This is a genomic window from Cupriavidus sp. CuC1, from assembly GCF_044627735.1.
Classification (GTDB): domain Bacteria; phylum Pseudomonadota; class Gammaproteobacteria; order Burkholderiales; family Burkholderiaceae; genus Cupriavidus; species Cupriavidus ulmosensis.
In genome coordinates, this window is sequence record NZ_JBIUHC010000036.1 from 1 (window position 1) to 22515 (window position 22515).

20 protein-coding genes and 1 pseudogene are annotated in these 22515 nt (G+C 64.0%); 12 read left to right on the top strand and 9 right to left on the bottom strand.

Annotated features, from left to right (window positions below):
* Nucleotides 1–378: RNA-guided endonuclease InsQ/TnpB family protein (locus ACGLHR_RS17280; RefSeq protein ID WP_400095457.1), on the top strand; the 378-nt coding region annotated here is incomplete at its 5' end.
* Nucleotides 379–654: 276 nt separating this feature from the next.
* Here ACGLHR_RS17280 and ACGLHR_RS17285 read toward each other — a convergent pair.
* The gene (locus ACGLHR_RS17285; protein WP_400095458.1) at nt 655–1470 is read right to left on the bottom strand and encodes an aminotransferase class IV family protein; all 816 of its coding nucleotides are present in this window, start codon (nt 1468–1470) and stop codon (nt 655–657) included.
* A gap of 152 nt (nt 1471–1622) precedes the next feature.
* On the opposite strand from ACGLHR_RS17285, the gene ACGLHR_RS17290 reads away from it, so the two are divergent.
* On the top strand, nt 1623–2558 hold the full coding sequence (locus ACGLHR_RS17290) for a LysR substrate-binding domain-containing protein (protein WP_267604171.1): 936 nt from the start codon (nt 1623–1625) through the stop codon (nt 2556–2558).
* Between the two features lie 47 nt (nt 2559–2605).
* Here ACGLHR_RS17290 and ACGLHR_RS17295 read toward each other — a convergent pair whose 3' ends face one another.
* From ACGLHR_RS17295 to ACGLHR_RS17310, 4 genes are read right to left on the bottom strand one after another with little or no spacing between them, the layout of a single operon-like run.
* Nucleotides 2606–3700, bottom strand: coding sequence for a porin (locus tag ACGLHR_RS17295; protein ID WP_400095459.1), 1095 nt, complete (start codon nt 3698–3700; stop codon nt 2606–2608).
* Between the two features lie 51 nt (nt 3701–3751).
* Complete coding sequence (gene ligK / locus ACGLHR_RS17300; protein ID WP_400095460.1) at nt 3752–4447, bottom strand: 4-carboxy-4-hydroxy-2-oxoadipate aldolase/oxaloacetate decarboxylase; 696 nt, start codon at nt 4445–4447, stop codon at nt 3752–3754.
* Nucleotides 4448–4471: 24 nt separating this feature from the next.
* Entirely contained in the window at nt 4472–5500 is a 1029-nt protein-coding gene (locus ACGLHR_RS17305; RefSeq protein ID WP_400095461.1) for an amidohydrolase family protein, read from the bottom strand.
* Between the two features lie 25 nt (nt 5501–5525).
* Nucleotides 5526–6665, bottom strand: coding sequence for a 4-oxalomesaconate tautomerase (locus ACGLHR_RS17310; RefSeq protein WP_400095462.1), 1140 nt, complete (start codon nt 6663–6665; stop codon nt 5526–5528).
* A 144-nt stretch (nt 6666–6809) separates the two neighbouring features.
* Between ACGLHR_RS17310 and ACGLHR_RS17315 the strand changes: the two genes are divergently transcribed.
* The 3 genes from ACGLHR_RS17315 to ACGLHR_RS17325 all read left to right on the top strand — a co-directional run bounded on the left by ACGLHR_RS17315 (nt 6810) and on the right by ACGLHR_RS17325 (nt 10921).
* A complete protein-coding gene (locus ACGLHR_RS17315) occupies nt 6810–8021 on the top strand; it encodes a LysR family transcriptional regulator (protein WP_400095464.1) in 1212 nt (403 codons plus the stop codon).
* A gap of 215 nt (nt 8022–8236) precedes the next feature.
* A complete protein-coding gene (locus ACGLHR_RS17320) occupies nt 8237–9565 on the top strand; it encodes an MFS transporter (protein WP_400095466.1) in 1329 nt (442 codons plus the stop codon).
* A 9-nt stretch (nt 9566–9574) separates the two neighbouring features.
* A complete protein-coding gene (locus ACGLHR_RS17325) occupies nt 9575–10921 on the top strand; it encodes a gallate dioxygenase (protein WP_400095468.1) in 1347 nt (448 codons plus the stop codon).
* 63 nt (nt 10922–10984) lie between these two features.
* Here the strand turns inward: ACGLHR_RS17325 and ACGLHR_RS17330 are convergent, their stop codons facing one another.
* Nucleotides 10985–11386, bottom strand: a complete 402-nt coding sequence (locus tag ACGLHR_RS17330; RefSeq protein WP_400095469.1) for a hypothetical protein — start codon at nt 11384–11386, stop codon at nt 10985–10987.
* A 169-nt stretch (nt 11387–11555) separates the two neighbouring features.
* On the opposite strand from ACGLHR_RS17330, the pseudogene ACGLHR_RS17335 reads away from it, so the two are divergent.
* Nucleotides 11556–11636 (top strand): annotated as a pseudogene (locus tag ACGLHR_RS17335) (glyoxalase); the annotation flags it as partial.
* Nucleotides 11637–11694: 58 nt separating this feature from the next.
* Here the strand turns inward: ACGLHR_RS17335 and ACGLHR_RS17340 are convergent.
* Complete coding sequence (locus ACGLHR_RS17340) at nt 11695–12618, bottom strand: LysR substrate-binding domain-containing protein (RefSeq protein ID WP_267606489.1); 924 nt, start codon at nt 12616–12618, stop codon at nt 11695–11697.
* 146 nt (nt 12619–12764) lie between these two features.
* On the opposite strand from ACGLHR_RS17340, the gene ACGLHR_RS17345 reads away from it, so the two are divergent.
* From ACGLHR_RS17345 to eno, 6 genes are all read left to right on the top strand, one after another.
* Nucleotides 12765–13841: a tartrate dehydrogenase gene (locus tag ACGLHR_RS17345; RefSeq protein WP_318237763.1), complete on the top strand. Its 1077-nt coding sequence runs from the start codon at nt 12765–12767 to the stop codon at nt 13839–13841.
* Nucleotides 13842–13968: 127 nt separating this feature from the next.
* A complete protein-coding gene (locus ACGLHR_RS17350; protein ID WP_400095471.1) occupies nt 13969–14937 on the top strand; it encodes a tripartite tricarboxylate transporter substrate binding protein in 969 nt (322 codons plus the stop codon).
* 93 nt (nt 14938–15030) lie between these two features.
* Nucleotides 15031–16389: a dicarboxylate/amino acid:cation symporter gene (locus ACGLHR_RS17355; protein ID WP_400095472.1), complete on the top strand. Its 1359-nt coding sequence runs from the start codon at nt 15031–15033 to the stop codon at nt 16387–16389.
* A gap of 27 nt (nt 16390–16416) precedes the next feature.
* Entirely contained in the window at nt 16417–17712 is a 1296-nt protein-coding gene (locus ACGLHR_RS17360) for a glycerate kinase (RefSeq protein ID WP_400095473.1), read from the top strand.
* A 3-nt stretch (nt 17713–17715) separates the two neighbouring features.
* Nucleotides 17716–19146 (top strand): pyruvate kinase, encoded by a 1431-nt coding sequence (pyk, locus tag ACGLHR_RS17365; RefSeq protein ID WP_400095475.1) that lies wholly within the window; start codon nt 17716–17718, stop codon nt 19144–19146.
* 42 nt (nt 19147–19188) lie between these two features.
* Nucleotides 19189–20529: a phosphopyruvate hydratase gene (gene eno, locus ACGLHR_RS17370; protein ID WP_400095477.1), complete on the top strand. Its 1341-nt coding sequence runs from the start codon at nt 19189–19191 to the stop codon at nt 20527–20529.
* A gap of 202 nt (nt 20530–20731) precedes the next feature.
* Here the strand turns inward: eno and ACGLHR_RS17375 are convergent, their stop codons facing one another.
* Nucleotides 20732–21262, bottom strand: coding sequence for a DUF1697 domain-containing protein (locus ACGLHR_RS17375; protein WP_400095478.1), 531 nt, complete (start codon nt 21260–21262; stop codon nt 20732–20734).
* Nucleotides 21263–21780: 518 nt separating this feature from the next.
* Nucleotides 21781–22419 (bottom strand): TetR/AcrR family transcriptional regulator, encoded by a 639-nt coding sequence (locus tag ACGLHR_RS17380; protein ID WP_400095480.1) that lies wholly within the window; start codon nt 22417–22419, stop codon nt 21781–21783.
* Between the last annotated feature and the right edge of the window lie 96 nt (nt 22420–22515).

The window sequence follows — 22515 nt, forward strand, 5'->3', positions numbered from 1 at the left end:
CACAAACTTGCGCTCGATATAGTGCGCCGGTTCGATTACATCGCGGTTGGCAATGTGTCCGCCTCTAAACTTGCCAGAACCAGGATGGCAAAGAGCGTCTATGACGCGTCCTGGTCGTCCTTCCGAGACAAGCTCCGTTACAAAGCGATTGCGCACGGCGCCACGTTCGAAGAAGTGAACGAAAGCGGTTCTACCCAAGCCTGCTCGTCGTGCGGTTCCAATGACAGCACAACGCGGCCGAAAGGTATCGCAGGCTTGCGAATAAGAGAGTGGACTTGCAGCAGCTGCGGAGTTGTACATGATCGCGATACCAATGCCGCGCTAAACATTCTCCGATGCGGACGTGCATCGCTAGTAGTAGGAATCCCCGTCCTTTAGGACGGGGAGGACGTCAACTGTCAGCCCTCCCGCAGGTAAGCTGGTCCGAGGCAATGCTCGCGTGCTGACCACAAGCCACTGCCACGGCGGGCGACGTAGACCTCAACGGCGTCATTCAACCGCAATCCGCGACAATGGGCAATCATCGGCGACGGCGTTCCATCAAACCGTCACCACGATCTTGCCAACTTGCCGCGCAAGGTCCGTCTCGCCGTCGATGCGTTGGTGGCGGCATTGCCCAAGCGCATGCAGTGAGCGTGCGGCCACCGCCGGCTCTTACGGCAAGACAGGTTCTTCCATCTGATAGGCCCGGTGAAGCAGCGCCAGGAAGCTCGGCGTCTCAGGGATGGCCACGGAACCGATCCGGCTTACCGTCACCCCCGGCGTCCAGGAGTTCATCACCGCCGCCCCGGCCAGGCCAGGCAGGTCGGCGGGCGTCACGGGCTGCACGCGCTGACGGAAACCGAGGCGATCCAGTTGCTGGCGGACGATGCCCATGGTCGTGCCGGCCAGCATCTCGGCCTCGGGCCACACTACCGTTTCGCCGTCCCAGAAGACCAGGTTCCAGATCGTTCCCTCGCTCAGGCGCCCCTGACGGTCAACGAAAGCGGCATCGTCGAAACCTTGCCCGACGGACTGACGGAGGAAATACGTCTTGGCCACTTCGCCAACCTGCTTCAGGGCTGGCAGCACCCGTTCGTGGGCGACAGTCGCCAATGCTAGCGGGCCCCTTGGGCCGGACGCGGGCGGCCCGGTACGGACCAGTACTTCCGGCTCGACATCCGCGCCGGCCACGGTGAACTCACCCGCCGGCGAGTACACCGTGGCTACCAGCGAGACGTCCGCTGGCGCGCACGCCAGCGCCGCGCGCAGATAGGCGCGCACCTGATCGTCGGCCAATGCGCGACCGAACAGCGCCATCGAGGCCACGCTCAGCCGCTCGAGGTGGAGATCCAAGCCACGGACCCGGCCTCCACGCACCTGCATCGCGGTGAAGTGCGCATAGCCCGCCAAGGCGAGAGGTGCCAACGCTTCGATGGTAGCCGGCAGGCCATTGCGTTGAACGATAGAAGAAGACTGGCTAGCTGACATGGACAGGCTTCACTCGGGTAGTTGCGTGGAACGGGCTTGGCGAGGGGCGCGTCCCGCACCCATGCGCATGGATTGCCGCAACTATCTGCTATTGACCGGGCTTTGAGAAACGAGTATTTCTTGCTGGATCATTAAATACGGCTTGAAGATCGATGAGGCGAATGCTGCCGGGAACACGAGCACTGAGGACCTTCGAGGCGGCCGGGCGGCACCTGAACTTCACGCGCGCGGCGCAGGAGGTGGGGTTGACGCCGGCGGCGGTCAGCTACCAGATCAAGGAGATCGAGGACCAGCTGGGCATTACCCTGTTCGCGCGCACCAGCCGCAGCATCCAGCTGACGCCGGCCGGCGCCGTACTGTTCGAGGCGGCTGCCGACGCGCTCGACACCCTGCAGCGAGCCACCAGCCGGGCCCGGAGAATGGCGCGGGGGCCGGCACATCTGCGCGTCTCGCTAGGCGCGGTGTTCGCCACCAACTGGCTGCTGCCCAGGCTTGCACGGTTCAGGGCGGCGAACCCCACGCTGGAACTCATATTCGATATTTCCGATCAGGTACGGGATTTCGACGTGGACGATATCGATATCGCGATCCGCTTTGGCGCCGGATCCGTTGAGGGAGCGCGCTCGGACCGGCTGTTCGACACCGTCGTCGTCCCGATCTGCAGCCCGAAACTGCGCGAGGCCGGTTTCAGGCTGCAAACACCGCAAGACTTGTTCGGCCACACGCTGTGCTATGTCGACTGCCCGGTCGACGGCATGGTCTGGCCCGACTGGCGCATGTGGATGGCCGCCGCCGGCGTCGATGATTTTGACGACAGCCGGTGCGTTGCGTTTTCCGATTCGAGCCATGTCGTGCAGGCCGTGATCGACGGCGCCGCGATTGGCCTGGTGGAACTGCCCATGATTGCCAATGACCTGTCCCAGGGCCGGTTGGTGCGGCTATTCGAGATTGGCGTCAGCATAGCGCCTGAGTATGCCTATCATCTCGTCTATCCGGAGCGCAGCAGCCAGGACCCTCGCATCCTGGCGTTTAGCCAATGGATGCGCAACGAGACCGCTCACCCTGTTCAGAGCGGTCATCCGGGCTGACGGTGGAGATCGTGGATGCCCCCGGCGCAGCGCGGGGGCACTAAGCATCAGAAGATATGCTTGATGCCAACCATCGAACCCAACTGCTTACCGCCCGGAGCAGGTGCCGTACCCGTGCCCGCACTGCTCACCGACAGCGCCGATTGCCCACCGTTGGCGAGATAGCCGGCCGTGGCATACACCGAGGTCCGCTTGGAGAACGCGTAGCTGGCGCGCAGGGCACCCAGCCATGCCTTGTCCGCGCTGTTGCGGTACTTCAGGTAATACAGCTCGCCCGCGACATTCACCGTGGGCGTGACATCGTAGGACACGCCGCCGTAATACAGGTTGCTGCGCGACGCCGTCAGCGCCTCGTTGCGACGGGCGACCCAGCCCAGGCCCGCCTTGGCGTTGCCGGCGAGCACGTAACCACCCAGGACCAGGCGGTCATCCTTCAAGTTGCTGTTGGTCAGCCCGCCGAATGCGCCGGGCCCGCCGCGCAGCGAGTCGTACCCGGCGGAGACGGACCACCAGTTGGTTTCGTACTGCAGCAGGGCGGACCACTCACGGCAAGCCTTGCTGTCAGCGGCATTCTCGCCGGCGCAGTTGGTGCCGGAAGGGCTCGGCCCCGCGTTGACCGTGTCGCGGCCAAAGCTGTACGTGGCGCCCACCGTCAGCCCGCCAAACTTGCCCTTGTAGGCAACGGCGTTGTCGGCGCGGGCGTTGGGGAAGTAGTTGTCCAGCGAGCTGGAGCCATAGGCGTTCGGCCCCAGGATGTCGGAGTCCAGCATCGCCCAGAACAGCATGGTGTACTGGCGGCCGAAGCTGATCTGGCCCCAGTTGTTGCTCAGCCCCACCCATGCCTGGCGTCCGAACAGCCGTCCCCCCTGGTTGGACGCCCCCGTATCCGGCCCGAAGCCGGACTCCAGTGCGAAGTTCGCTTTCAACCCGCCTCCAAGGTCCTCGGTGCCACGCAGGCCCCAGCGCGACGGCACCGTGCCGCTCAGGTTCGGCATGCGCGTGACGCTGTTGCTGGCGGCACCGATGTGATTCACGTACTCGACACCGGTATCGACCACGCCGTACAGCGTGACGGACTGGGCCGAGGCCCAAGCCGGCAGCGTGCAAAACAAGGCAAGCGCTAAGGGGCGCAGCTTTCTCATGTTGACTCCTCCTTTCTTCTTGTCAGAGCCCGCGGGTTGCGGGCGGTTGGCTCAATCCAGGTACTGCAGTCCGGCGCGGGCCAGGGCGTCGCGCAGGTTGTACATATCGAGTCCCAGCTCGCCGGCGGCGAAGCGCTCCCGTTTTGCGGCTTCGTTGGCCGTGCGCGCTTCGGCAGCCTCGGCCACGGCCATGGCGCAGGCCGCGGGCACCACCACCACGCCGTCGTCGTCGGCGATCACCACGTCGCCCGGATTGACGAAGGCGCCCGCGCACACCACCGGCACGTTGACCGAGCCCAGCGTGGCGCGCGCGCAGCCTTTGGCGTGCACGGCGCGGCTGAATACGGGGAAGTCCATCGCGGTCAGGTCCTTGACGTCGCGCACGCCGCCATCGATGACCAGGCCCTTGGCGCCGCGCGCCCGGTAGGACGTGGCCAGCAGGTCGCCGAAGAAGCCGTCCGTGCTGTCCGACGTGCAGGCGGCGACCACCACGTCGCCGGGCTGGATCATCTCGGCCGCCACATGCAGCATCCAGTTGTCGCCGGGCTGCAGCAGTACCGTGACGGCCGGGCCGCACGTGGCCGCGCCGGCATACACCGCGCGCATGGTCGGCTTCATCAGGCCAAGGCGGCCCATCGCTTCGTGCACGGTCGCCACGCCGAAGCGAGACAGGCGTGCCACCGTTTCGGGATGCGCCCGTTCGATATGGCGCCGGACCACGCCAAGCTGGGTTTGAGAGGGATTCACTACAGTCTCCTTATGTTCTCAGTGTCAGAGTCCGCGGGCCCTGAGCCGGGCGTCCAGGCGGGGATACACGCGGCGGGCGTTGCCCTCGAAGATCTTGTGGCGCTCCTGCGGCGTGAGCTGGCCCGCCTGGTCCACGTAGCGGCGCGTATCGTCATAGTGGTGGCCGGTGCGCGGATCGATGCCGCGTACCGCGCCGATCATCTCGGAGGCAAACAGGATGTTGTCGACGGGGATCACGCGGGTGAGCAGGTCGATGCCGGGCTGGTGATACACGCACGTATCGAAGAAGATGTTGCCGAGCAGATACGCCTCAAGCTCAGGGAGCTTCAGCTCCTGCGCCAGGCCACGGAAGCGCCCCCAGTGATAAGGCACCGCGCCGCCCCCGTGCGGAATCACGAACTTCAGCGTGGGAAACCGCTTGAACAGATCGCTGGTCAGGCATTGCATGAAGGCCGTGGTATCCGCGTTCAGGTAGTGCGCGCCGGTCGTGTGAAAGCACGCATTGCAGCTGGTGCTGACATGGATCATCGCCGGCACGTCATACGCGGCCAGCATCTCGTAGATGGGATACCAGTACGGGTCCGACAGCGGCGGCGAGGTCCAATGGCCGCCCGAAGGATCGGGGTTCAGGTTCACGCCCACGAACCCGTATTCGACGATGCAACGCTCGAGTTCAGCGAGGCACGTGCGCGTGTCCACGCCCGGCGACTGCGGCAGCATGGCCGCACCCACGAAGTGATCCGGGAACAGTTCCGCGACCCGGTAGCACAACGCGTTGCACAGGCTCGACCACGTGGCACTGGTTTCGAAGTTGCCGATGTGGTGCGCCATGAACGATGCGCGTGGCGAGAAGATGGTGAGATCGGAGCCGCGCTCCCGCATCATCCGCAGCTGGTTGGAGGAGATGGCTTCGACCAGCTCATCGTCGCTGATATGCAGATCTGACGCAGAGGGGCCGAGGCTGGGCGAGGCAAGGTTGGCGATCTGCTGCTTGCGCCAGTCTTCCAGCGCCTTCGGCGCGGTAGTGAAATGCCCGTGGCAATCGATGATCATAATGACGTGTGCTAAGCGTGTACGTTCAGTTTGCAGGCCATGCAGCGGCGGGGATCATGACCTCGCCGCGCATGATGGGTCGGGCGGTGCGAACCAGCGCGCTGCGCGCGATGGTGTTCGGCCGCGTGGGATCGATTTCCAGCTCGACGGTGAATTCGCCGGTGGGGTGTTCAACGCTGATGGCATGGACTGGGCCGCTGCCGGAGATGTCGGCGATGCCTTGCGCTACCGTTTGGGGCAGGACGCAAGCGGTGCCCACCGTCACGGCCGCCAGCACGCCGATGGCGTCGTGGCAAACGTGCGGAATGAAGCAGCGTGTGGCAACGCTGCCGCCGGCACGCGGCGGGGCGATCAGGCACATCTTGGGATAGCTCTTGGCGGTGACGTCGCCCAGTCCCATGCGATGTCCTGCTTCCAGGCGCAGCGCCTCCAGCGTGGCCTTCAGCGGCGCGTCTTCGTTCAGGGCTTGCACGCTTTCATAGCCGGAGCGCCCGAGATCGCTGGCGCGCAACAGCACCATCGGCATGCCGTTGTCGATGAGCGTCGCGTCCACGGTGATCGTCTTGCCGGTGGCAGCGTCGCTGACCGTCAACCGGTCCAGCGCATTGCCGCTGGGAAGCAGGGCAGGGCAGACGGACCCCGCCGTATCCAGGAAATCGATCACGATGGGCGCGGCCGTACCGGGCACGCCATCGATGCGTGCATCGCCTGCGTAGTGCGGCTTGCCGCCCGGCGTCTGCATGGTGATGTCGCACACCATCCCGGTATTCCGGGTGAGCACCCGGGCACGGGTGACATCGCCGGAAGGCTTGAGCAAGCCGCGCTCCACCGCGAACGGCAGCACGGCGGCCAGCATGTTGCCGCAGTTGGGCGTGGTGTCCACCGTATCCGTCCTGGGCTGGAGCTGCGCAAAAAGAAACTCCAGATCGGCCTCGCCCGGCACGCCGCGCCCCACGATGCCAATCTTGCTGGTCAACGGATGCGCGCCACCCAGGCCGTCGATCTGCCGCGGATCCGGCGAGCCCATGGCGGCCAGCAGCACGCGGTCCCGCGCAGGGGTTTGCGCAGGCAGATCCGCGGCGAGAAAGAAGGGGCCGCGAGACGTGCCGCCACGCATCAGGATGCACGGTACCGGCATGAGATCCGAAGCGATGAGGTCATTCATGGAACACGATCCGCGTACGTCGATGATGGGCGAGTATTGGCGCTAAGCCCTTGCGGCGGGTTGCCTTCTGACCCGGCCAGTGTTCCAATCTTCTTATTGGCTTGGCGAACCGAAAGCACAACGAAGGCGAAACTCAGGCACCCGATGGATCTCCCCCCGATCAGCTTGCATCACCTTTATGTGTTTGCCGGCGTGGCTGCCGCAGGCGGCGTGCGGCGCGCAACGGAGACGCTGCACCGCGCGTCGTCAGCGATCGCGCGCTCGGTCAGCGCGTTGGAGAGCAGCCTGGAGGTAGAGCTCTTCGAGCGCAAAGGGCGGGGCATGCTGCTGACCCGCGCCGGAGAAGAAGTGCTGCTCCGCGTGCAGCAGATCGACGCCATCCTCAGAGAGGTCCGGGACGAAGCCATGCGCCTGCGCAGCCGGCATGGCGGCGCTGTCGCCAGCCTCGAATCGCTCTACAACGAGCGCCGGCTGGAAGTCGCCACCATGCTGGCCGAGGCACACCACATGCCCAGCGTGGGCGCGGTGCTTGGCATTTCGCAATCCGCCGTCAGCCAGGCGGTGGCGCGGCTGGAGGAGATACTGGGGCAGCCCCTGTTCCTGCGCACCGCGCGCGGCATGATTCCCACGGACGCGGGCGACCGCTGGATGGTGCGGTTCGAGCGCGTGCTGGCGGAACTGCGCCATATCAAGGCCGACGTGGCCGCACTGAGCGGGGTGCTGGAGGGCGTGGTCACGGTGGGCGCGCTGCCGCTCGGCCGCACCCAACTGCTGCCGGCCGCCATCGCCGGGCTGCACGCGCGCCACCCGCGCTTGCGCTTTCGCTCGCTCGAGAGTCCTTATGAGGAACTGACCGCGGGGCTGCTCAGCGGGCGCATCGACCTGATCCTTGGCGCCTTGCGGCCGGGCTCCGCCCAGGGTCTGGCGATGGAGCCGCTGTTCGAGGACCGGATGGCGCTGATTGCCAGTGCCGACCATCCGCTGGCATCCAGGCGGCGGCTCACCCTGCGCGATGTCGAGGCCTACCCGTGGGTGCTCTCCCGTGCCCGCTCACCGCTGCGCGAGGCGCTGGACGGCTACTTTGTGCAACAGGGACGGCCCTTGCCGCAACCCTTCGTGGAAACCGGAGACCTGGCTTTATTGCGCGGCCTGCTGCTGCGCGGCGAGATGATCACTGCCTTGTCTGCCCACCAGCTTCATTATGAGATCGAGCAGGGATCGCTCTGCGTGCTCGATCTCCCCATACCCGGCGCGAGCCGCCCCATCGGCATCACGACCCGCGCGGGCGCTCGGCTCTCGCCCGGCGCCGACGCGCTGCTTGCCGAGCTGCGCACCTGCAGCGCGGCCTGGCGCTGAAGTCCACGCCGCAGCCGGTGCCGCGGCGCTAGCCGCCCGTGCATCGATAAGCAGATGGCAACGCCCCGCCAGCCGAAAGCAATACATGCAGACCGCCCGGATCGTAGACTAGCCTTGCCATGAACGTTGCGCTGGCGCCCACACCCAGCATGGCGATTCTGGCCATTAGTCAGATGAACGATAAGAACCCGCGTTCGGGTTCACCAGGAGACGGCATGACTGCACGGCCCCGGCTCGATATCCGAGCCCACATCAATGATAGAAAAATGTCGAGCTACCAGTGGCTGCTGCTCGGCTTATGCTTCCTGATCGTCGCCACCGACGGCATGGATGTCGCCATCATGGGCTTCCTCGCCCCGGACATCACGCGCGAGTGGGGCATCTCCCGTGCCAGCTTCGGCGTCGTGATGAGCGCTGCGCCGCTCGGCCTTGCCATCGGCGCGCTGCTGGTCGGCCCGCTCTCCGACCGCTTTGGCCGCAAGAAGCTGCTGATCGGCTCCATCGCGCTGTTTGGTTCGTTCAACCTGCTGAGCGCGTTTTCCGACGGCATCGTGACGTTGTCGCTGCTGCGCTTGCTCACGGGCCTAGGCCTGGGCGCGGCCATGCCCAGCACCACCACGCTGCTCTCGGAATACGTGCCGGAACGCTCCCGCAGCACGCTGCTGGCCGCCATGTTCACCGGCTTCAACCTGGGCTCCGCATTGGTCGGTTTCGGCGCCGCCGCGCTGTTGCCGCACTACGGCTGGCGCACGGTGCTGATGGTGGGCGGCGCGCTGCCGCTGATCTGCCTGCCGGTCTACATGCTGCTGATTCCGGAATCCGTGCGCTTCATGGCCGTGCGCAAAGCGGCCCCGGAGAAGATCGCCCGTACCCTGCGCCGCGTGTGCGGGGGCAACATTGCGGACAATACCGAGTTCACCATCAGCGAGCCGCCGGTGCCCACCTCGCAACCCGTGCGCACGCTCTTGTCGCCCGGCTACCGTGGGATCACACTGTCCCTGTGGCTCACTTACTTCATGGGCTTGCTGGTGATCTACCTGCTCAGCGGCTGGCTGCCGACCCTGATCAAGGACGCAGGACTGCCGATCGAGCGCGCCGCCAACCTCACCGCGCTCTTCCAGCTGGGCGGGACTGTTGGCGCACTCGTGGTCGGGTTCTACATGGACCGCCGCGCCGCCAACAAGGTCATCGCGCTTGCCTACGTTTGCGGCGCAGCATGGATTCTCCTGCTGGCCTCGGGCAATGTGAGCTCCACGCTGTTTGCCTTCTACGTGCTGATGGCGGGCTTTTGCATGAGCGGCGCACAGACCGGCCTGAACGCCTTCGCCCCCGGGTGCTATCCCACCCCGGTGCGCGCCACCGGCGTGAGCTGGATGCTGGGCATCGGCCGCTTCGGCAGCATCACCGGGTCCATGGCTGGCGGCGTGCTGCTCGGCCTGGGCTGGGGCTTCAGCGCGGTCATTGCCATCCTTGCCGTCCCCGCGGCCATGGCCGCGATATCGATCATTTCCACCAAGGTGCAGCAACGCGCCGTACCCGCCTGAGTCGTTAACATGGCCACTATCATCGGCGCCATCGCGTCATCCCACACGCCCACCATCGGCTTCGCGCTGGATGCGGGCAAGCAGCAGGATCCCGCCTGGGCTCCGATCTTTGCCGCGTACGCGCCGGTCAGCGAATGGTTGGCCAAAGCCAGGCCGGATGTCCTGGTCATGGTCTACAACGACCACGTGACATCCTTCTTCTTCGACCACTACTCGGCATTCGCGCTCGGGGTCGGCGAGTCCTACGCCGCGGCCGATGAAGGCGGCGGCCCGCGCGCGCTGCCCGCCATCGGTGGCCATCTTGGTTTGTCCAGGCACATCGGCGCATCGCTGATGGCCGATGAGTTCGACATGTCCTTCTTCCAGGACAAGGCGCTCGACCACGGCTGCTTCTCGCCCTTGTCGGTCCTGCTGCCGCACGGCGAGGGCTGGCCTGTCAAGATCGTGCCGCTGCAAGTCGGCGTGCTGCAGTTCCCGGCGCCGTCCGCGCGCCGCTGCTACAAGCTGGGGCAGGGGCTGCGCCGCGCCATCGAGAGCTACCCGGAAGACCTGCGCGTGGCCATCGTGGCCACCGGCGGGCTCTCGCACCAGGTGCATGGCGAACGCGCCGGCTTCAACAACACCGCGTGGGATCACCGCTTCCTGGATCTGTTCGAATCCGACCCTGAGGCGCTGCTGGAACTCACCCACGCCGACTACGCCAAGCTGGGCGGCTTCGAGAGCGCCGAGGTGGTGATGTGGATGGTCATGCGCGGCGCCATGTCCAACGCCATCCGCTGCATCCATCGCGACTACTACCTGCCCTCCATGACCGGCATCGCCGTGGCCGTCTACGAGAACCAAGCCTGCACGGACCCCGAGCGCGTGGCGGCGCGCGCCGAGCGCCAGCGCGAGCATATCGGGCACCAGTTGCGCGGCATCGAAGCGCTGGAAGGCACGTATCCCTTCACGCTGGAAACCAGCGTGCGGGCCTACCGCATCAACCGCTACCTGCATCAGCTGGTGCAGCCGGACTTCCGCGTCCGCTTCCTGGCCGATCCCGCCGCCACGTACGACGAATCCGGACTCACCGCGCAGGAGCGCGACCTCATCTCACAGCGCGACTGGCGCGGGATGATCCACTACGGCGTGATCTTCTTCCTGCTGGAGAAGCTCGGCGCGGTCAGCGGCGTCTCCAATCTCCATATCTACGCCGCCATGCGCGGCGAGTCGCTCGCGGATTTCCAGAAGACCCGCAACGCGCCCGGCGCGCTTTACTCGGTAAGCGGCACTGCCGCCACAGCCGGCCAGGGCGCCGCGTGGCAAAGCCCCGGCGCGCAGCCGGACGCGGTGGCGCCCGTAGTCAAGCCGGACTAAAGCAGCGGGGCGAGCAAATTGCCAGAGGATATTCGCTGGACTGGCGACAAGGGCAACAACCCATTAGCCCGCGCGATGCGCATCCACATCCAGCGCAGCCTCGGCCGCCGCGCCGGACTGCCCCTTGTAATAGAGGTGCACGCCGATCGCGAGCGAGTCATGGCGGATCTCGTGCAGCGCCTTCCAGGCCTTGGCGGGGTCCTTGAACACCAGGTAATGCGCTTCCTTCTCCACCATGTCCGCGACCTGGTGCAGGCCATGCACGTGCAGCGCGTTGACAAGCGCGTCGAGGCTGCGATGCGTGCGGGCGTCGGTGCGCGGGTAGAGCATGTGGAGCACGGCGACACGTTGCGAAGCGCTCGTTGCCGTGTAGGCCTCGACGATGTCCTGGTGACGGATAGCCGTGACGACGTCTTCCGTCGTCACGTGTTGGGTCGGGAGCAGGGTTTCGGGTGTGAGTCGCATGACGTTCGCTTCCTTGGCAAGGCCGATTGGAGTAAGTAATCTACGCCAACGTCGCGCCAAGGGAAAACCCTCGGTTTGCAATTCACTGTTGCGAGGAGTGGGCGAATCGATGGGGAACCATTTGTGCGAGCCACTCAAAATGCCCATCCGTGGTTTCCACAGCGACAACTCTGACGAGCCGTGGGCCGTGCGGCGCTTCTATGTTCGCGACCCATTTGGCAAACTGATCAATGTGCTCGCCCACATCTGACGTGGAGGTCTGCCAAGGCGGCCGTAGTCTGTCCGGATGACTGCGCGTGGCCAGCCGTCTACCAGGAAGAGGTACCCCCACGTGCCCTAAGCAGTTTCCCTTCAAAGTGGGCAACCAGGAAGTCGAGGAACGCCCGGACCTTGGCCGACATGTTCAGCCGCTCCGGGAAGACGGCAAAGATGTCGGCTGGTGGCAAGGCATAGTCTTCGAGCAGCAAGACCAGGCGGCCACTTCGGAGGTACTTGGCAAGGTCCCACTCCGCGCGTTGCAGGATCCCTTGCCCGGCAAGGCCCCACGTCAGCGTGACTTCGCCATCATTGCTGCTCAGCGCGCCGCGAACCTTCACCGTTTCCGTCTTCTTGCCTTTGACGAAGCGCCAGATGCCATACGCGGAGTCATTCTGGCGCAGCACGATGCATTGATGCTGCGTCAGATCGTGTGGCGTGACCGGCGTGCCGTGTGCTTTCAGATACGAGGGCGCGGCGCAGACCAGGCGCCGGTTGTCAGCAATCTTCCGTGCCATCAGGCGTGTGTCCGGAATCTCGCCGAACCGTATCCCGATGTCGAATCCTTCATCCCCCAGGTTCATTGGCCTGTCCGTCAGATGTAGCTGCACCTCCATCTGTGGAAACCGTTTGGCGAAATCGGATATCGCAGGCGCGATGTAAGTTCGCCCGAATCCCAGCGGAGCGTTGACTCGCAACGTCCCACGCGGCGCCACATGGCTGCTGGAGATCAGTTGGTCGAGATCCTCGATCTCCGCGAGCAGGCGCCGGGCGTGCTCGAGGTAGACCTCTCCCTCGGCGGTCAGGCCGATGCGCCGCGTCGTCCGGTTCAGCAACCGCACCCCAAGCCGCTTCTCCATTTGAGCGAGCCGTTTACTGATGGCCGCAGGTGTGACGTCTTGCTCACGCGCGGCCGCTGACAGGCTGCCCGCCTTGGCCAGGCCAGCGAAGAAGGCAAGTTCCGAAGGATGTCCCATCTTCAACCCCAAGTTAATATTAGTTTGAAATCCAGTTCATCTTACTCCCTCAGTTTTCAACGATAGTTAGGTCACAGAAGGCGCCGGCATACCTGGCGGTTGAAAGCGGCCTTCGGTGTGTGGAAAACAATGAGAGGAGCAACGCTATGCGTGAATACAAGATTGCAGCCATCCCTGGCGATGGCATCGGCCCGGAAGTCATCTCTGCCGGTTTGCAAGTGCTGGAGACCCTGGCGGGGCAAGATGGCGGCTTCAAGCTGAGCGTCGAGCATTTCCCGTGGAGCTCCGACTACTACCTGGAAAAAGGCTACTACATTCCCGAAGGCGGGCTTGAACGCCTGAAGCAGTTCGACGCCATCTTCTTTGGTGCCGTCGGCGCACTGAACGTGCCCGACCACGTGTCGCTGTGGGGCCTGCGCCTACCCATCGCCCAGGGCTTCGACCAGTACGCCAACGTACGCCCCGCACGCGTACTGCCAGGGGTGAAGAGCCCGCTGGCCAATGGCAAGGACATCGACTGGGTCATCATCCGCGAGAACTCGGAAGGCGAGTACGCGGGCAACGGCGGCCGTACCCACCGTGGCCTGCCCATCGAGACCGGCACGGAAACCGCTGTCTTCACGCGCGCCGGTGTCGAACGGATCCACCGCTTCGCATTTGAGCTCGCGCAAAAGCGCCCCCGCAAGCACCTTACCCTGGTGACCAAGTCGAACGCGCAGCGCTTCGGCATGGTGATGTGGGACGAGATCTTCTACGAAGTCGCCAAGGACTATCCGGACGTCAAGGTTGACCGCGAACTGGTCGACGCCGTGACGACGCGCATGGTGTTGAAGCCCCATACGCTGGACGTGGTGGTCGCGACCAACCTGCACGCCGACATCCTGTCCGACCTGGCGGCGGCACTTTCCGGCAGCCTCGGCATCGCGCCGACCGCCAACCTGAACCCGGAGCGCCTGTTCCCGTCCATGTTCGAGCCGATCCACGGCTCCGCCTTCGACATCACGGGCAAGGGCGTGGCGAATCCCATCGCCACCTTCTGGACCGCGGCCATGATGCTTGAGCATCTGGGTGAAAAGCCCGCGGCTGACCGCCTGATGGCAGCCATCGAGCAGATCACCGCGGACGGCGTCTTCACCCCGGATCTGGGCGGCAACGCGACCACCGCGTCGGTCACCGAAGCCATCTGCAAGGTGCTGGCCAACCAGGTCAAGAAGGCGGCCTGAGGCTGAGCAGGAAGCGCGGCTCGCCGCGCCGCATCAAACAGCTAGCGGGCTAGCACCGGCACAGGTGCCCCGCACCGAGTCGGCCCTGAGTGGGCCGGCCAATCAAGAATGCCATCAGGAGACAGGCATGCAATCCGTTATCCGGACTGCGGTGGCTGCGTTCGCCCTCGCTCTCGGCGCCGGCACCGCTTTCGCCCAGGCATATCCCACCAAGCCCATTCGCCTCATTGTCCCGTTTCCCCCGGGGGGCACCACCGACGTCCTTGCCCGCGCCGTGGGACAAAAGCTCACGCAGGCGCTAGGCCAGCCCGTCATCATCGAAAACCGGCCGGGCGCTGGTGCAACCATCGGCGCGGACGCCGCCGCGAAGTCCGCGCCAGATGGCTACACACTGCTCATGGGCGCGGTTCACCACACCATCGCGCCGAACGTCTACAGAAAGCTCTCTTACGACTTCCAAAAGGATCTGACGCCGGTCTCCGTCGTTGCCATCGTGCCGAACGTGCTCGTCGTCAGCCCGAGCTTTCCGGCCAAGAACGTGCAGGAGTTGGTCGCCTATGCCAAGGCCAATCCCGGAAAGCTGACCTACGCGTCCAATGGCAACGGCACGGCCCATCACCTCATCGGCGAGCAATTCAAGGCACAGACCGGCACCAACATCGTCCACGTTCCCTACAAGGGGAGCGCCCCGGCCATCACTGACCTGATGGGCGGCCAGGTATCGATGATGTTTGACACCGCGTCGTCCGCGCTGCCTTACATCAAGGCGGGCAAGCTCAAGCCGCTGGCGGTCGCCACGGCCAAGCGCTCTTCCGCACTGCCGGATGTGCCTACCCTTGCCGAATCCGGCTTGCCCGGCTTCGACATCGCCTCCTGGTTCGGCATCCTTGCCCTTACCGGAACGCCGCCTGAGATCGTGAACAGGCTTAGCACTGAAATCGCCAAGGCCCTGGCACTGCCCGATGTGAAGAAACAATTCGCTGCCATCGGCGCAGAGCCGGTCGGCAACACCCCGGCCCAGATGACGGCCCAGATCAAGGACGAAGTCACCCGCTTCGGCAAGCTCGTCAAGGAAGCGCACGTCAGCATGGACTGACCAAGAGGCACGGCCGTCGCGCAGGCGTCGGCCGCATCCGGTTGATGAAGGCAAGACAGGCTGCGCTGCAAGTGCGTCGCCACAGGAGACATCATGAAAAGGCGACTCATAGGCTCACTGTATGTTCAGGTGCTCATTGCCGTGGCGGCGGGCATCCTGCTGGGTATCTTCATGCCCCATATCGGCAGCGAGCTCAAACCACTTGGCGATATCTTCATTCGCCTCATCAAGATGGTGTTTGCACCCATCATCTTTGCGACCGTTGTGCTCGGCATCGCCAAGATGGAAAGCATGAAGGATCTCGGCAGGGTGGGCTGGCGTGCGCTGCTGTACTTCGAAGTGCTGTCGACGTTCGCGTTGCTGCTCGGCGTGATCGTCGTCAATGTGGTTCAGCCTGGGCATGGCATGAACGTCGACCCGGCGACGCTCGACACAAAGAGCATTGCCGCCTATACGGCACAGGTCAAGCACGAAGGCATCATGGACTTCCTGCTCAGCCTCGTGCCGATGAGCATCGTCGATGCGCTCGCCAAGAACGACATCCTGCAGATCCTCGTGTTCTCGGTATTCATGGGCGTGGCGCTGGCACACCTGGGCGAACGCGGCAAGCCGTTCGTCGCCGCGCTGGACTCGTTCGCCAACGCCATGTTCGCGGTCGTCGGCATGATCATGCGCTTCGCGCCGATCGCCGCGTTCGGCGCGATGTCCTTCACGGTAGGCAAATACGGATTTGGCTCCATCGCGTCGCTGGGCAAGCTGGTTGCCACCATGTACGGGACCTGCGCGCTGTTCGTGCTGATCGTGCTGGGTGCAATCTGCCGCGCCTGCGGGTTCAGCTTGCTGAAGTTCCTGAAGTACATCAAGGACGAAATCCTGACCGTGCTGGGTACGAGCTCGTCGGAATCCGTTATCCCGCAGTTGATGCGCAAGCTGGAAAACGTTGGCGTGTCGAAGCCCGTCGTTGGGCTGGTGGTGCCGGCGGGGCTTACCTTCAACCCCGATGGCCAGTGCATCTACTACACCATGGCCGCGATCTTTATCGCACAAGCCACCAACACGCCCTTGACCCTCACCGACCAGTTCGTCGTGCTCGGCGTGCTGCTGCTGACGTCGAAGGGCTCCGCGGGCATCACCGGCTCGGGCTTCATCACCCTGGCCGCAACGCTCGCGTCGCTGGGGAAGATTCCGGTGGCCGGCATGGTGCTCTTGCTTGGCGTGGACCGTTTCATGTCGGAGGCGCGCGCCATTACCAACACCATCGGCAACGCGGTTGCGACCATGGCGATTGCCAAGTGGGTCGGCGCACTCGATGAGGACCGTGTCCAACGCGTGCTCAATGGCGAAGTCGACCCCGAAGACCTGGAGGAACTCTATGAGGGTGTCGCTCAGGAACCGATCCCGCTGGTGCCGTTGCAGCCCAACTATGCAGCCGACGCCCGCAAGAGCGCTTGAAGCCGGAACGGAAACAGGTAACGCATCGTGAAACACGCCATCATTGAAAACCCCAAGGCATTCCTGGAGTCGCTCTTCCGGACTGCCGTATCCGCAGCGGACCCGCAGGACTGCCTGGCGTGCGCATTACCCGAGCCGCCGGTCGGTCGCACCATCGTCGTCGGGGCCGGCAAGGCAGCCGCCAGCATGGCGCGGGCGCTGGAACGCGCATGGCCAGGCCCATTGGCCGGCCTGGTCGTGACGCGGTACGGCCACGCCGCGCCGACCTCGCGCATCGAAGTGGTCGAAGCCGCGCATCCGGTGCCCGACGCGGCTGGCCAGGGCGCCGCGGTTCGCATGCTGGACATGATCTCGGGACTGTCCGAAGACGATCTGGTCATCTGCCTGATTTCCGGCGGGGGCTCCTCACTGCTTAGCCTTCCGCTTGCCGGCATCAGCCTGGACGAGAAGCGCGCCGTCAACCAGGCGCTCCTGGCCAGCGGCGCGACCATCTCGGAGATGAACTGCGTGCGGCGGCATCTATCCAGCATTAAAGGTGGAAGGCTTGCCGCGGCGTGCCATCCGGCTCGCGTGGTGACGCTGTTGATTTCAGACGTACCTGGCGACGATCCGGTCAATATCGCTTCCGGGCCAACGGTATGCGACGCGACGACGTGCCAGGACGCGCTGGATATCGTCCGGCGCTACGGGATCCTCCTCCCGGCCAGCGCAGAGCGTCTCCTGGGGTCCGGCGGCGGGGAGTCCATCAAGCCTGGCGATGAACGGCTCGCGCACAGCGAGGTGCACATGATCGCGACGCCAGCAATCTCCCTTGCCGCCGCGGCGCAGGCAGCGGCGGCCGCGGGCATCCAGCCCTATGTACTGGGGGACCGCATCGAAGGCGAGGCTGCCGACGTGGGCAAGGTGATGGCCGGCATCGCCTTTCAGGCCGCGCAGGGGACCGCGCCATTCCAACTGCCGTGCGTGCTCCTGTCAGGGGGCGAGACCACCGTCACGGTGAAGGGCAATGGCCGCGGCGGGCGCAATGTGGAATTCCTGCTCTCTCTGGCCATTGCGCTGGACGGCCACCCCGGTGTCTTCGCACTGGCAGCCGATACGGATGGCGTGGATGGCATAGAAGAGATCGCGGGGGCATACGCCGATCCCACGACGCTTTCGCGAGCCTGGCAGGCAGAGATGGCGCCGCACGCCTTTCTCTCCGACAACGACGGCCACACTTTCTTCGAGGCGCTTGGCGACGCCATCGTCACGGGCCCCACTCTTACCAACGTCAACGATTTTCGCGCCATGCTGATTACCAGCCCGGCCGGAAAAGGATGCTAGATCATGCGCCGCACTCGAAATGCCAAGATTGTCGCCACCGTCGGACCGGCCAGCAGCGATGCGGCAAGCCTTCGCCGCCTGTTCATGGCCGGCGCCGACGTTTTCCGGCTGAACTTCAGCCACGGCACGCATGCCGACCACAAGGCACGCCTCCACCTCATCAGGGATCTGGAGACGGAACTGGGACGGCCAATCGGCATCTTGCTGGACCTGCAAGGGCCAAAGTTGCGCGTGGGCCAGTTTGGGAACGGTCCCGTTACGCTCGTGCAAGGCCAGACGTTCCGGCTTGACATGGACAAGGACCGTCCGGGTGACGCGAGCCGGGTTGCGCTGCCCCATCCCGAGATCTTCGCGGCGCTGAAAGCGGAGACCGACCTGTTGCTCGATGATGGGAAGCTTCGCCTCCGGGTAAAGGCATTCGGGCCGGACCATGCCGAGACCGAAGTGATCGACGGTGGGGTGCTGTCCGACCGCAAGGGCGTCAACGTGCCAGGCGTCGTGCTGCCGCTGTCGGCCTTGACCGCGAAGGACCGCGAAGACCTGGACTATGGCTTGTCGCTCGGGGTCGACTGGATCGCCTTGTCCTTTGTCCAGCGCGCGGAGGATATTCGCGAGATCAAGCAGATTGTCGGAAACCGGGCCAGCATCGTCGCCAAGCTGGAGAAGCCGGCGGCCATCGCGGAGTTGCATGCCATCGTCGCCGAAACCGACGCGGTGATGGTCGCCCGCGGCGATCTTGGGGTCGAAATGCCCGCCGAGCAGGTGCCATCCATTCAGAAGCGCATCGTGCAGGCTTGCCGCAAGGCGGGCAAGCCCGTCATTGTCGCCACGCAGATGCTGGAATCCATGGTGAGCTCGCCCGTACCGACGCGCGCCGAAGCTTCCGACGTGGCCACGGCCATCTACGATGGCGCCGACGCCGTCATGCTCTCCGCGGAATCCGCTTCCGGCAAATACCCCGTCGAAGCCGTGCAGATGATGAACAGCATCATTGTGCAGACGGAGGCGGACCCGTACTACAGGGAGGTCATGGAGGCATCGCAGACCCCGCCGGAGCCGGACATCGCCAACGCCATCGGCAGCGCAATGCGCCGCGTAGCCGGGCTTCTCCACGTAGCCACCACCGTGGCTTACACAAGCTCAGGCTATTCCGCCATGCGCATGTCTCGCGAGCGTCCCGAGGCTCCCATCATCGGCATGACCCCCAATCTACATGCTGCGCGCGCCATGGCACTCGTCTGGGGCGTGCATGCGGTCGTCATCCATGAGGTGGAAAGCGTGACCGAAATGACGACCTACGCTTGCGACACAGCCGAGAGCGAGGGCTTTGCCACTTCGGGGCAGGTCATCGTGATCTCTGCGGGCATGCCCTTTGGCACGCCTGGCACGACCAACCTGCTTCGCATCGCAACGCTCGGCCAGCCAGCCGCCTGAAAACCCTCGGCACCCGCGACATCACTATTTGAGGCATTCATCATGACCGTCATCCGATCCATTCGAGGCTTCGAGGTATTGGACTCCCGTGGCAATCCTACGGTAGCCGCAGAGGTGACACTGGCCGATGGCGCCTGCGGATATGCGGCCGCACCCTCGGGCGCCTCCACCGGCAGCCGGGAAGCGCTGGAACTCCGGGACAATGACCCAGCTCGCTACGGTGGCAAAGGTGTCCGGCAGGCCGTCAAACACGTCAGCGAAGACCTGAGCGCAACGCTGGTCGGTTGCGACGCGGCGGACCAGGCGGCCGTGGATGGTTTGCTCCTGCAAGCGGACGGTACGGAGACGAAATCCCGCATGGGCGCGAATGCGCTCTTAGCGGTGTCGCTCGCCACCGCCAGGGCAGCGGCTGCATCCCAGCGGGTGCCCTTGTACAGACGCTTCTCGGCGGCCGACCGCTTCGTGCTCCCAGTACCGATGATGAATGTGATCAACGGAGGCGCCCACGCGGACAACAACGTCGACATACAAGAGTTCATGATCTTGCCGGTAGGCGCCACGTCATTTGCCGAGGCGATCCGGTGGGGCGCAGAGGTATTTCACTCGCTCAAGAGCGTGCTGCGAAAACGCGGCCTCTCTACCGCCGTGGGTGACGAGGGCGGGTTCGCTCCTGATCTCCCCTCCAATGAGGCTGCGCTAGAAGCGATCATCAGCGCAATCGAGCTCGCCGGCTATCGGGTTGGCCCCGATATCGCACTTGGGCTGGACGTCGCCAGTTCGGAACTCTACGAAAACGGGGTATATAGCCTGGCCTCCGAAGCCAAGCGCTTCGACGCCAGCGGCTTCTGCGACTATCTCGCCACACTGGCGAAAAGCTACCCCATCGTCACGATCGAGGATGGCATGGCAGAAGACGACTGGGCAGGATGGAAGCTGCTGACGCAGACGCTTGGAGAACGCATTCAGCTTGTGGGCGATGACCTGTTCGTCACCAATACCGCCATCCTGGAGAGAGGCATCAGGGAGGGGATCGCCAACTCCATCCTGATCAAGCCGAATCAGATCGGGACCCTCACCGAGACCTTGGCAGCTATCTCGATGGCTGCTGCGGCAGGATACACAGCGGTCGTATCCCATCGCTCCGGCGAGACGGAAGACACAACGATTGCCGATATCGCGGTAGGGACTTCGGCCATCCAAATCAAGACTGGCTCACTCTGCCGCTCGGATCGTGTGGCGAAGTACAACCGGATACTGCTGATCGAAACCGAGTTGGGCGAGCGGGCCACGTATGCGGGAACGACGGCGCTTGCGCAGCAACGCGCGGGTGGTGGACGTGAAACGGCCGGTAAGAAGGCCGACCTGAGCGCGCTGCTCTACTGAGCGGCCACGCGAGCGAGTGCTTCAGCCCTCGCTCGCCTCACCGCATAGTGTTCGATGTGTCATGAGCCCCTGAGACTGTCTGAGCGTCTGCAGCGGCCTGCTAAGAATTGACGGCACTGGCTGAGTACGGAGACATTCGGATCAAGCACCTACCGCCTGATTCAACCGCCCATACAGAAGCGGGGCCGCAACGAATGGAGTGTCAGACACTACCCAGCGCAATGAGCTTTGAGATCGTATTGAAATTACGAGTTGTCGCGGGCACCTTGAGTTTTCTCTCGATGAAGTTGTTGTTGGCCTTCAGATCGCTGTACTTCGTGGCGCATAGCACGTAAGCCATGTCATCGATTACTTGCACCTGGTCCGGTGCATGCCCAACAGAATGGAACTCTTCGAGCAAGACATCATCCGGCTTGGACGAGAGAAGCGTGAAGTACAGCTTCGCAGGGTCGGCATCCTTGAAAGGGTTTTTCTCGATCACGTCTTTGAAGAATGGCACCGACCTGACCAGGACTTTGATGTCGCCGCCAAAGTGTTCCTTGATGACACCGTGAACAAGGCCTTCAAGGGCGGATTGGACCAACTTCGTGGATGCGATGACATTCCCGCTCTGGATATACGTCCTCACGTTTTTCAGTCCGGCTTCTTCTAGTGCCGCGCGCAGCGGCGCCATCAACACCTTGTTCTTGCCCGTCGGCGTAAGGCCGCGCAACAGGATGATTTTCGTGGTCATGAGCTAAAGTCGAACGTGGTGTGCGGGCGGGGAGTCGAGGCAGGGAGTTGAAGGCGGTGGAGGTTTCAACTGAGAATCTGATTGTCGAAGTCTGAAACCAGCAACAATCCACCATGAGCAAGGATAAGGAAAAACAGGCTGTTGGTCTATCGGAAATCCGCAGAATCAGTCCGTACTCTCGCCGGCTGGGATCGAACCGGTCCGTCGGCGCCGCCGGAACGCAGCATTGAGCAGCGAAAAATCGATCGCGTAGCGATGTCCGGCGATGGGAGGCGTAGCGGAGAGTTCGATGTCTGCAGCGAGGGCGAGAACGCCTGACGATTTTTTGGACAGGAACGAGGTGAGAGGAATTCCGTGACTCTCACGTCCGCCCGAAAATTCTGAATTGGAGTGCAAGATGCGCTTGCGAGATAGCATGTTTGTCCTGGTGGGCTTGGCCGAGGTCCCTTCCTGGCCAATAGGCGCAGGCTTTGGGCAGCGACCCAATGGCCGCTCTCCAAGCCCGAACGGACATTGCGCTACCCTCGGCGCGAGTGGCCACGTGATCGGATTGCGGGTTGCGCATCCACGGCGGTGAGCAGATGCTGGCGGCCCTCATCAAGAATCTCATCCGCGAGCGCCGGGTCAATGTCGGCAACAGCACGCGAAAGCAGCAACGTGCCAACCATTTGGCTGAACAGCGTGATCGCCTTCCTGCGGCTACCTTCTTTGGTCCCATCCGTCTCTTCGATGACTCTGGTGAATCGTTCGAGGTTCCCCGCGAGACCTTCCGCGTAAGCGTCGCGCGCCGCTTCGCCCAGCCGGCGGGCGTCGCCTACAAAACCCGACAAGGGGCAACCCGCATCGATACTCGCGCGATGCTCGGGGGATAGATACCACTGAATCTGTTGCTTGACCGGGTCGGCGCCAGCCGATCTGGCGGCTTCGATTATCGAGGCAAACGCATCTCCACCATCCTCCATGGCCTTGTCCATCACCGCGGCGACCAGCGCGTCCTTTGATTTGAAGTGGTTGTAGAAACCGCCCTGCGTAAAGCCCGCCGCCTTCATCAGCTCGGCGAGCCCGACCGCATCGACGCCGCGCTCGCGAAACAGCTTCTCGGCGGCTGCCACGATCGCGTGCCGGTTTTCAATCGCCTGCTGCTTGGAAACACCCATTCCCCCTCTCTTCGGCCGCCAACGGCCCAATAAGACCCATCGAAAATACAATGTCGATCACCATTGACATTGCCGAGACGAGTCGCCACAATCCAT

Excerpts from the sequence above, each read along its gene's own strand:
- ACGLHR_RS17345 (WP_318237763.1), top strand. The coding sequence starts at position 12,765 with ATGCGTGAATACAAGATTGCAGCCATCCCTGGCGATGGCATCGGCCCG.
- pyk (WP_400095475.1), top strand. The coding sequence starts at position 17,716 with ATGCGCCGCACTCGAAATGCCAAGATTGTCGCCACCGTCGGACCGGCC.
- ACGLHR_RS17295 (WP_400095459.1), bottom strand. The coding sequence starts at position 3,700 with ATGAGAAAGCTGCGCCCCTTAGCGCTTGCCTTGTTTTGCACGCTGCCG.
- ACGLHR_RS17290 (WP_267604171.1), top strand. The coding sequence starts at position 1,623 with ATGAGGCGAATGCTGCCGGGAACACGAGCACTGAGGACCTTCGAGGCG.
- ACGLHR_RS17325 (WP_400095468.1), top strand. The coding sequence starts at position 9,575 with ATGGCCACTATCATCGGCGCCATCGCGTCATCCCACACGCCCACCATC.
- ACGLHR_RS17350 (WP_400095471.1), top strand. The coding sequence starts at position 13,969 with ATGCAATCCGTTATCCGGACTGCGGTGGCTGCGTTCGCCCTCGCTCTC.
- ACGLHR_RS17305 (WP_400095461.1), bottom strand. The coding sequence starts at position 5,500 with ATGATCATCGATTGCCACGGGCATTTCACTACCGCGCCGAAGGCGCTG.
- ACGLHR_RS17330 (WP_400095469.1), bottom strand. The coding sequence starts at position 11,386 with ATGCGACTCACACCCGAAACCCTGCTCCCGACCCAACACGTGACGACG.
- ACGLHR_RS17285 (WP_400095458.1), bottom strand. The coding sequence starts at position 1,470 with ATGTCAGCTAGCCAGTCTTCTTCTATCGTTCAACGCAATGGCCTGCCG.
- ACGLHR_RS17320 (WP_400095466.1), top strand. The coding sequence starts at position 8,237 with ATGACTGCACGGCCCCGGCTCGATATCCGAGCCCACATCAATGATAGA.
- ACGLHR_RS17375 (WP_400095478.1), bottom strand. The coding sequence starts at position 21,262 with ATGACCACGAAAATCATCCTGTTGCGCGGCCTTACGCCGACGGGCAAG.
- ACGLHR_RS17310 (WP_400095462.1), bottom strand. The coding sequence starts at position 6,665 with ATGAATGACCTCATCGCTTCGGATCTCATGCCGGTACCGTGCATCCTG.
- eno (WP_400095477.1), top strand. The coding sequence starts at position 19,189 with ATGACCGTCATCCGATCCATTCGAGGCTTCGAGGTATTGGACTCCCGT.
- ACGLHR_RS17315 (WP_400095464.1), top strand. The coding sequence starts at position 6,810 with ATGGATCTCCCCCCGATCAGCTTGCATCACCTTTATGTGTTTGCCGGC.
- ACGLHR_RS17355 (WP_400095472.1), top strand. The coding sequence starts at position 15,031 with ATGAAAAGGCGACTCATAGGCTCACTGTATGTTCAGGTGCTCATTGCC.
- ACGLHR_RS17340 (WP_267606489.1), bottom strand. The coding sequence starts at position 12,618 with ATGGGACATCCTTCGGAACTTGCCTTCTTCGCTGGCCTGGCCAAGGCG.
- ACGLHR_RS17380 (WP_400095480.1), bottom strand. The coding sequence starts at position 22,419 with ATGGGTGTTTCCAAGCAGCAGGCGATTGAAAACCGGCACGCGATCGTG.